At 71.5% G+C, this 7742-nt stretch carries 6 protein-coding genes and 1 pseudogene; 6 read left to right on the top strand and 1 reads right to left on the bottom strand.

What is annotated here, in order from left to right; genetic code table 11:
* The 6 genes and pseudogenes from GXP76_RS32365 to GXP76_RS32340 all read left to right on the top strand — a co-directional run.
* Positions 1 to 308: pseudogene (locus tag GXP76_RS32365) on the top strand (hypothetical protein); the annotation flags it as partial.
* Positions 305 to 1798, top strand: coding sequence for an alpha/beta hydrolase (locus tag GXP76_RS32360; protein WP_242575185.1), 1494 nt, complete (start codon positions 305 to 307; stop codon positions 1796 to 1798). The pseudogene GXP76_RS32365 and the gene GXP76_RS32360, both read left to right, overlap by 4 nt.
* Positions 1799 to 2025: 227 nt before the next feature.
* Positions 2026 to 2355: a hypothetical protein gene (locus tag GXP76_RS32355; RefSeq protein WP_308354274.1), complete on the top strand. Its 330-nt coding sequence runs from the start codon at positions 2026 to 2028 to the stop codon at positions 2353 to 2355.
* Between the two features lie 54 nt (positions 2356 to 2409).
* On the top strand, positions 2410 to 4086 hold the full coding sequence (locus GXP76_RS32350; RefSeq protein WP_242575183.1) for a serine/threonine-protein kinase: 1677 nt from the start codon (positions 2410 to 2412) through the stop codon (positions 4084 to 4086).
* Between the two features lie 97 nt (positions 4087 to 4183).
* Positions 4184 to 5197 carry a bifunctional lytic transglycosylase/C40 family peptidase gene (locus GXP76_RS32345; RefSeq protein WP_242575186.1) on the top strand — a complete coding sequence of 338 codons (1014 nt, stop codon included), beginning with the start codon at positions 4184 to 4186 and terminating at the stop codon, positions 5195 to 5197.
* 326 nt (positions 5198 to 5523) lie between these two features.
* Positions 5524 to 6258: a phosphatase PAP2 family protein gene (locus tag GXP76_RS32340; protein ID WP_242575182.1), complete on the top strand. Its 735-nt coding sequence runs from the start codon at positions 5524 to 5526 to the stop codon at positions 6256 to 6258.
* A 66-nt stretch (positions 6259 to 6324) separates the two neighbouring features.
* Here GXP76_RS32340 and GXP76_RS32335 read toward each other — a convergent pair.
* Positions 6325 to 7742, bottom strand: a 1418-nt coding sequence (locus GXP76_RS32335; protein ID WP_242575181.1) for an FAD-binding oxidoreductase, incomplete at its 5' end; no start/stop codon positions are given.

Below are 7742 nucleotides of genomic sequence, written 5' to 3'. Positions count from 1 at the left end.
GACCGTGGACCCGGGCGGCGGGCGGGGCCGAGGTGATGCGTACGCAGATGGCGTACGTGAAAGCGGAGTTCGCAACGGCGCACGAGGGCGTGGCCGGCTGCGGGGACGGGCTGAGCGCGCTCGCCGCCCTGGGCGCCGTACGTACGTCGTGGGAACGGCGCATCGAGGCAGCCCGCGACGAGTGCGGGAGCCTGGCGGGCCGGCTGCGCGCGGTGGCCAGGACGCAGGGTGAGCACGACGCCGCGATCAGGTCGGCCCTGGCGGGGGTCGACGCGGGAACGGGTGTCGGCGCCGGGGCCGGCCGGTGAGGGGCGGCGGACTCACCTGGGCGCAGTTACGGGACGTCAGATGCGCCGAGCTGGAGGGCGCGGCGGACGGCTGGGGCAAGGCGAGCAACCGCGCGGACGCGGCCCGCGACCGTATCGACAAGCAGCTCCTCGCGGGCCTGACGGCGACGCAGGAGGGCGAGGCGGCGCGGGCGGCGGTCGGACGGCTGCGGGCGCTGGGGAAGAACTTCCAGTACATCTACACGGAGTGCGGGCTGGTCCGTACGACCCTGAACAGCCTCGCCCAGGACCTGCGCGGCTCGCAGCGCCGTCTGCGGGACGCGCTGGACGAGGCGGCGGGCCTGAGGTTCACGGTGCGGACAGACGGGTCGGTGAGCTACCCCGAGGCCGGGGAGGACCCGCTCACGAAGGAGAAGCTGCGGGGCGGTACGGCCTCGGGCCACGCGTATCCGCTCACCGCGCCCACGTCGGGGTTCACAAGCCCGAACCCCCTCGCGGCGAAGGCGCAGGACATCGCGGACAGGATCGCCCGCGCGCTGAGCGACGCGGCGGAGACCGACGCGCGGTACACGCGGACGCTGCGGAAGCTGATGGCCCAGGACGGCCTCGCGGTCACGGACGCGATGTGGACGGACGCGAGCGCCGACGCGACGGCGGTACGCGCGCTCACGGCGGACTACCTCAGAGCGGCGATCCCCCTCGACGCGACGGCCTCGGAACGCCTGGCGTGGTGGCAGGGCCTGACGGAGGAACGCCGGGAGGAGTACCTGGCGGTCCACCCGGACACGATCGGCAATCTGGACGGCATCCCGGCCGCCGTACGCGACGCGGCGAACCGCGACAACCTGGCGCTGCTGATGGGGAAGTTGGCGGGCGCGGAGGACGACGGATCGCGGACGATGCTGGCGGGGCTGAGATCCATCGACGAGCAGTTGCGGGCAGGCGGGCATCCGCCGATGTTCCTGCTGGGCATCGGGGACGAGGGGAACGGGCGGGCCATCGTCTCGTACGAGAATCCGGACACGGCGAGGAATGTGTCGGCGTATGTGCCCGGGCTGGGAACGGGACTTGACGAGGATTTCGCGGAGAACGACTTGAAGCGGGCGAGGGACACGTTGATGGGTGCGTCCGAATACGACGCGTCGACGGCGTCGATCGTGTGGCTGGGCTATGACGCGCCGCAGCTCTCGGTGGACGACATCACCGGGAACACGGACGTGATGTTCACGGACAACGCGGAGGCGGGCGGGGCGGCGGTGGCGTACCTCGCGCAGGACGCGCAGACGGAGAAGAGCGAGATCTGGTTCGGCACGGATCCGGCGCACGAGGATTTCGGAGCGACGAGATTCCGGGTGGAGGACGGGCCGCGGCCGGTTCTGGATATGGGTGGGGTGACGGCGCATACGAACTATTTCAACCCGCGGAAAGACGTCACGTCCGCCGACAACATCGCCAGGATCGTGGTCGGGGACTACGAGGCCGTGCAGCTGGACGGGCACCGGAGGGGATGAGAATGCGGCGTGCGCTGGGATTTCTTTTGGTATGCGTCACGGTCGCCGGATGCTCGGCACTTGACGGCTCAAAAGCGGATGGAGAGCGAGTTTTGAACATGCAGGAGGCTGCGGAGCGTGCGGATTCCATTCTTGAGGGCACGTTCCGCGCGATCCGGCCCGGAGTCAGATGGACGCACGGGGAGACCACGGTGGGGAGTTGTGACCTGTCACGGCGTCGGGCTGTCATGACGATCATCTCTGAAGAGCGACGCGGTGGATTCCTCGGAGTTGTTGAGCGGTCTTGGCGCAAGAGCGGCTACGAGATCACCTCCGTCAACAACAGCCAGAGGTTCCCGGCCATCTACGCCAAGTCCCCCGACGGCTTCGGCATCAGACTCAGCATCGGCGGAGAAGGGCAGCCCTTCTTCGAAGTCGCCACTCCCTGCGTGGAGAAGTCGGAAGTGGCTGCGCCCACAGCCAAGACCGACGGGCCCAACTACGCGGGCGGTCCGATTCCGCGCCCCGACATCCACGACGACTTCTGGTCCGCCCCCTCGCCCCCGCCCCGTACCTGAGTCGCCGTCAGTTCCGCATGCCGCCTCGGCCGGCGCTGTGGCACAGTCGTTCCCGTGGATGCCCTCAGAGTCCAGGACCCCGCGCGTATCGGTGCCTACGTGCTGCTCGCGCGGCTCGGGGCCGGGGGGATGGGGCAGGTGTACCTCGGGCGGTCGCCCGGTGGGCGGCTCGTGGCCGTCAAGGTCGTGCGGGAGGAGATCACCGGGCATCCCGAGGCTCTCGCCCGGTTCCGGCGGGAGGCGGAGACCGTTCGTGCCGTGCGCAGCGCGTACACCGCGAATCTCATCGACGCGGGGCTGGACTCGGCGCCGTACTGGATCGCCACCGAGTACGTCACCGGCCCGACCCTCGCCCACGCCGTGCGCGAGCGCGGGCCGTTTCCCGCGGGGACCTGCCGGCGGCTGGTCGCGGCGATGGCCGAGGGCCTCGCCAGCGTTCACGCGTACGGGGTCACGCACCGCGACCTGAAGCCGCAGAACGTCCTTCTGGCCGCCCAGGGACCGCAGTTGATCGACTTCGGGATCGCCCGTGGCGTCGAGCAGACCGCACTGACGCAGGACGGTCAGGCACCCGGTACGCCCGGCTACACCGCGCCCGAGGTGCTCGCGCGCAACGAGGTGGGTGACGCCGCCGACATCTTCGCCCTCGGCGCGACCGTCGCCTACGCGGCCACGGGGCGTGCCCCGTTCGGGGTCGGGGACGCCGCCACCGTGAGTTACCGGGCCGTTCACGAGGAGATCGACACGGCCGGGGTCGAGCCCGCTCTCGCCGCGCTGATCCGCGAGTGCGTCGCCAAGGACCCGGCCCGGCGGCCCGGTCCGGCGGAGCTCATCCGGCGGTGCGCCGTGGACACCGCCCTGGTGGACGATCCCGCCTACCAGCCGCTCGTCGCCATGGCGGACGCGGTGCCGGACACGCCCCGGCGGCCCCACCACGCACCGGCCCCACCGCTGCACGACCTCCCGACCCAGGGACCCGGGGGGCCCGCGGGTCCCACGCCTTCCCTCCCGGCGCGTTCCTCCCGGCGCGGCATCCCCTGGCTCGTCGCCATCGGCACCGGCGCCGTCATCGGGGTCTCCGTCGCCACGGCCGTGTGGCTGTTGCCCGGAGACGGCAGCGGCGGGGGTGACGGCGGTGACAAGGCCGCCGGCGGCGCTCCCGGCGCCCGGTCCTCCCCCAAGAGTCCGGCCGCCGACGACACCGCTCCCGCCGGCCCTCCCCGGTACATCCAGGACATCGGCACCTCCCGGCACTCCTGGAACGGGCTCAGGGACAGTTGCAACCTCCCCGGCGAGGAGGAGCCGCCGCTCCAGTTCCAGATGTCCGTCACCACCGCCGAGACCGACTACACCGGTGAACTCCCGCCGGGGAAGGCGGAGATCGGCTACCGGCTCAAGTACGAGGAGCCGAACCTGCCCCCGTACTACATCGCCGTGGAGGTGAAGCCTCCCCACCGCCTCGACGCGGACGGCCGCCCCACCACCTCCGGTGCGAACAGCGACCGGTTCGGGTCGGTGAGCAGGGCCGCCGATCTGTACGAGGGGGACGAGACCCAGTGGACGTACCTCACCTATCCCGACGACTTCTCCTCCCGCGCCGACGGCGAGGTCCGGCCCGCGCCGCCGCTCTCCGCGGACCCCGGGGAGTGGACCGTCGTCTACCACCACGCCACCTCGGACACGAGCCACAAGAGCGTCCTGTGCACCGGATTCGTCTCCGACGGCCCGTGATGCGGTGCCCTGTCCGAATAGCACCGACACGACAGGCGGGAAAATGGCGGCGAACGTGTTCCGGATGGGGGAGGGTTGAGGGGTGCGTAAATTCTGGATGGCCGGCGCGATCGGGCTCGGGCTGAGCCTGGGTTTCATCGCGCTGCTCGTCGTGGGTACGTACTCCGCGGCCGCCGGGCTCGCCGGCGGCGCCGGTGGTGGTGGGGCGGTCGCGCTGGCCAAGGGCGCGGTGCCGGCGAAGTACCAGCGGCTGGTGCAGGAGTGGGGCAATCTCTGTCCCGCGATCAACCCCGCGCTGCTGGCCGCGCAGTTGTACCAGGAGAGCGGCTGGGATCCCGACATCGTGAGCCCGGCGCAGGCGCAGGGCATCGCGCAGTTCATCCCGGGGACCTGGGCGGCGCACGGTGTGGACGGGGACAAGGACGGCGACCGCGACGTCTGGGACCCGGAGGACGCCATCCCCTCGGCGGCGACGTACGACTGCAAACTCGCCGGCTATGTCGACGATGTGCCGGGCGATCAGACGAAGAACATGCTCGCGGCGTACAACGCGGGCGCGTACGCGGTCATCAAGTACGGGGGCGTTCCCCCGTACCCCGAGACGCAGAACTACGTGAAGGTCATCACGACCCTCCAGCAGAGCTTCGCCCGCCCCGTCGGCCGCGTCGAGCCTTCCCGGCAGGCCGCCAGTGCCATCTACTACGCGCAGCAGAAGCTCGGTACGAAGTACCTGTGGGGCGGCAACGGGACCCCTGAGCAGCAGGGGCGGTTCGACTGTTCCGGGCTGACGCAGGCCGCCTACCGGTCCGTGGGGATCGAGTTGCCTCGGGTCGCCAACGATCAGTACAACGCCGGCGAGCATCCGTCGCGCGACGAGTTGATGCCCGGTGACCTGGTGTTCTTCTCCGACGACCTCACCAACTCGCGGGCCATCCGGCACGTCGGGCTCTATGTCGGCGGTGGGTACATGATCAACGCTCCGTACACCGGCGCCGTGATCCGGTTCGACAAAATCGATACGCCTGACTACTTCGGGGCGACCCGGGTCACCGAAGACGGCGCGAAATCGCTGCCGACCGATCTTCCCACCGAGCGGAACTCCGGACGGTAAAGAGGCTGACGGGGCGTCGGTCCGACGGGGCGCGAAGGTGGCGAAGGGTTGACGTCCGGAAGGGTGGAGTCCGGTCCCGGCAGGGGCGCGCGTGGCCGGAATTCTCCGTTCGTTCACCCCTCTGAGCTGGGACGATGTGTCACTCTTCGATAACGTCCTGGAGATCGTCCGGTGAAGACTGGAACCTGTAGGGGTATCAGGCCGTTCCCTGGACTGGGGCTGTGGCGTTGATCGCGCAGCACTGACCGCAGGCACCACGGGGGTTGGTGGAAGCGACACGCCCGGAGGCGTGTCGTGGTGGGCGACAAGGCAAGGGGCCGCAGCACATGGCTGGACTCGCGATCGATGGGTCGAACCCCGACGTCAGCCTGCTCTACGACATCAACGGTCTGACGAAGTCGGCCCCCGACTGGTTCGACCGGGGTGTGGAGTTCGCCGGCGAGTACGGGATCGTGCTCGCCCTCGTCCTGGTCGTGCTCTGGTGCTGGTGGAGCGTGCGGCGGCGCGGGTCGGCCGAGGACTCGGTGGCCGCCGTCGCCGGGCTGCTCTGGGCGCCGCTCGCCGCCGGGGTCGCGCTGCTGATCAACATCCCGATCCGTGAGTTCGTCGGCCGCGAGCGCCCCTTCGTCGACCACCGGGGGCTCGACGTCCTCGTCGCCGGCAAGACCGACTTCTCCTTCGTCAGCGACCACGCGACGATGGCGATGGCCCTGGGCGCGGGCATCTTCGTCGCACACCGCGGGTTCGGGCTCGCCGCGATCGGGCTCGCGCTGGTCGAGGGCTTCTCCCGGGTCTATCTGGGCGTGCACTACCCCACCGACGTGATCGGCGGGTTCGCCCTCGGTACTGCGGTGGTGCTGCTCCTCGCGCCGCTCGCCATGGCGCTGCTCACCCCCCTGGTGTCGGCGGTCTGCCGGTCGGGGCGGGTGGGGCTGCTCGTACGGTCGCGTGCCGCGCGGGAGGCGGACCGGGCCGAGGCCGCCGAGGCCGCCGGGGCGCCGGGGACCCGGCCGCTCGGCATCCCCGAGCAGCGGCCCGACGACAACAACCTCGCGGCGTAGGCGCGGCGTGGCGGGCGGCCGGTCCTCGCACCGCGACGGGCCGCGCGCCTCATGGCCGCGCGCCCGCTACAGCGCCTGCGGGAAGTCGAACATCCTCTCCGGGTCGTACCGCGCCTTGAGCGCCTTCAGCCGTCCCGCCGCCGGGCCGTAGTACGCCGTGCGCCAGTCGGACAGCGCGGGGTCGGTGTAGTTCTGGTACGCCGCCCCGGACGCGTGCCTCCGTAGCCCGCCCCGGCTGCGCTTCAGCCACGCCCGCTGCTCGGTGCCGGGCGTGCCGGGGCGCCAGGACGCCACGTACTGCGCGAGCATCCTGGAGCCCCGGTGCACGAAGGCCGTCGCGAGCGGGTCCACGCGGTTGATCGCGCCGCCGAGGGCGGTCAGTGCGATCGTGCCCGATCCCGCGCCGTCGGCCACCGTGATCCGGCTGAAGCCCTCCACGGCCGACAGCAGGGTGCCGATGCCCGCCGGCGGCAGCGACCGGTCGAAGAAGTCCGAGGTCGCGGCGTACGTCTCGCGTCGCAGCACGCCGTTCTTCCCCCGGCCCGGTGTCGTGCCCGGCAGCCGGCACCGGTCCTCGCCCAGCCCGGCGCAGCCGGCGTACGCGAGCATCGCCTCCTGGTAGCTGCCCGGGCGCAGCGAGACGAAGCTCGCCGAGGCGCCCACGCGGTCGGCGAGCCGGTCGACGGCGTTCCTCAGGTCGCCCTCCGTGCCGAGGGTGAACGCGGACACCGAGACCGTCGGGTCGGCGCCGCCGCCCGCGCCGACCGCCGCGTGGAACGAGGACCAGATCTCGTCCGGCTGGCCGGGACCCCACTCCTGCCAGGCCGCGAGCAGGGAGCGGGCCTTGGACCAGGGCCAGTTGAGGTTCGCCGCGACGCCGGTGGAGGCGGGGTGGGTACGGAAGCGGAGTTCGGTGACGACTCCGAAGTTGCCGTTGCCCGCGCCCCGCAGGGCCCAGAAGAGGTCCGTGTTCCGCTCGGCGTCCGCCGTCAGCAGCTTGCCGTCGGCCGTGACGATCGTCGCCGAGGTGAGGCTGTCGCAGGTCGCGCCGTACGCGCGGGAGACGACCCCGTGGCCGCCGCCGAGGGCGAGTCCGGAGATGCCGACGGTGGCGCAGGAACCGCCGGGGATCGTACGGCCCTTCGGGGAGAGCGCGCCGTAGACGTCGACGAGCTTGGCGCCCGCGCCGATCACACCGTCCGACGCGGCGTCGCCCACGCCGTCGAGCGAGGAGACGTCGATGACGAGCCTGCCGTTGCCGCTGGACCAGCCGGCGTAGGAATGGCCGCCGTTGCGGATCGAGACGGGGGTGCCGTGCCGCCGGGCGAAGGCCAGGCACTCCCTGATGTCGTCCTCGCCCGCGACGTACGCGACGGCCGCCGGCTTCAGATCGTCGAAGCGTGTGTTGTAGAGCTGGCGGGCCGTCGCGTACTCGCTGTCCCCGGGCCGTACGAGCAGGCCGTCCAGCCCCGAGCCGAGCGCGC

Origin of the sequence: Streptomyces sp. NP-1717, assembly GCF_022695985.1 — a bacterium.
GTDB lineage: Bacteria > Actinomycetota > Actinomycetes > Streptomycetales > Streptomycetaceae > Streptomyces.
The sequence above is the reverse complement of the archived record's forward strand: the minus strand, read 5'-3'. Positions and strand labels throughout refer to the sequence as shown.

Bases quoted from the DNA above. Each gene is read 5' to 3' on its own strand.
- GXP76_RS32355 (WP_308354274.1), top strand. From the start codon at position 2,026: ATGACGATCATCTCTGAAGAGCGACGCGGTGGATTCCTCGGAGTTGTT.
- GXP76_RS32345 (WP_242575186.1), top strand. From the start codon at position 4,184: ATGGCCGGCGCGATCGGGCTCGGGCTGAGCCTGGGTTTCATCGCGCTG.
- GXP76_RS32340 (WP_242575182.1), top strand. From the start codon at position 5,524: ATGGCTGGACTCGCGATCGATGGGTCGAACCCCGACGTCAGCCTGCTC.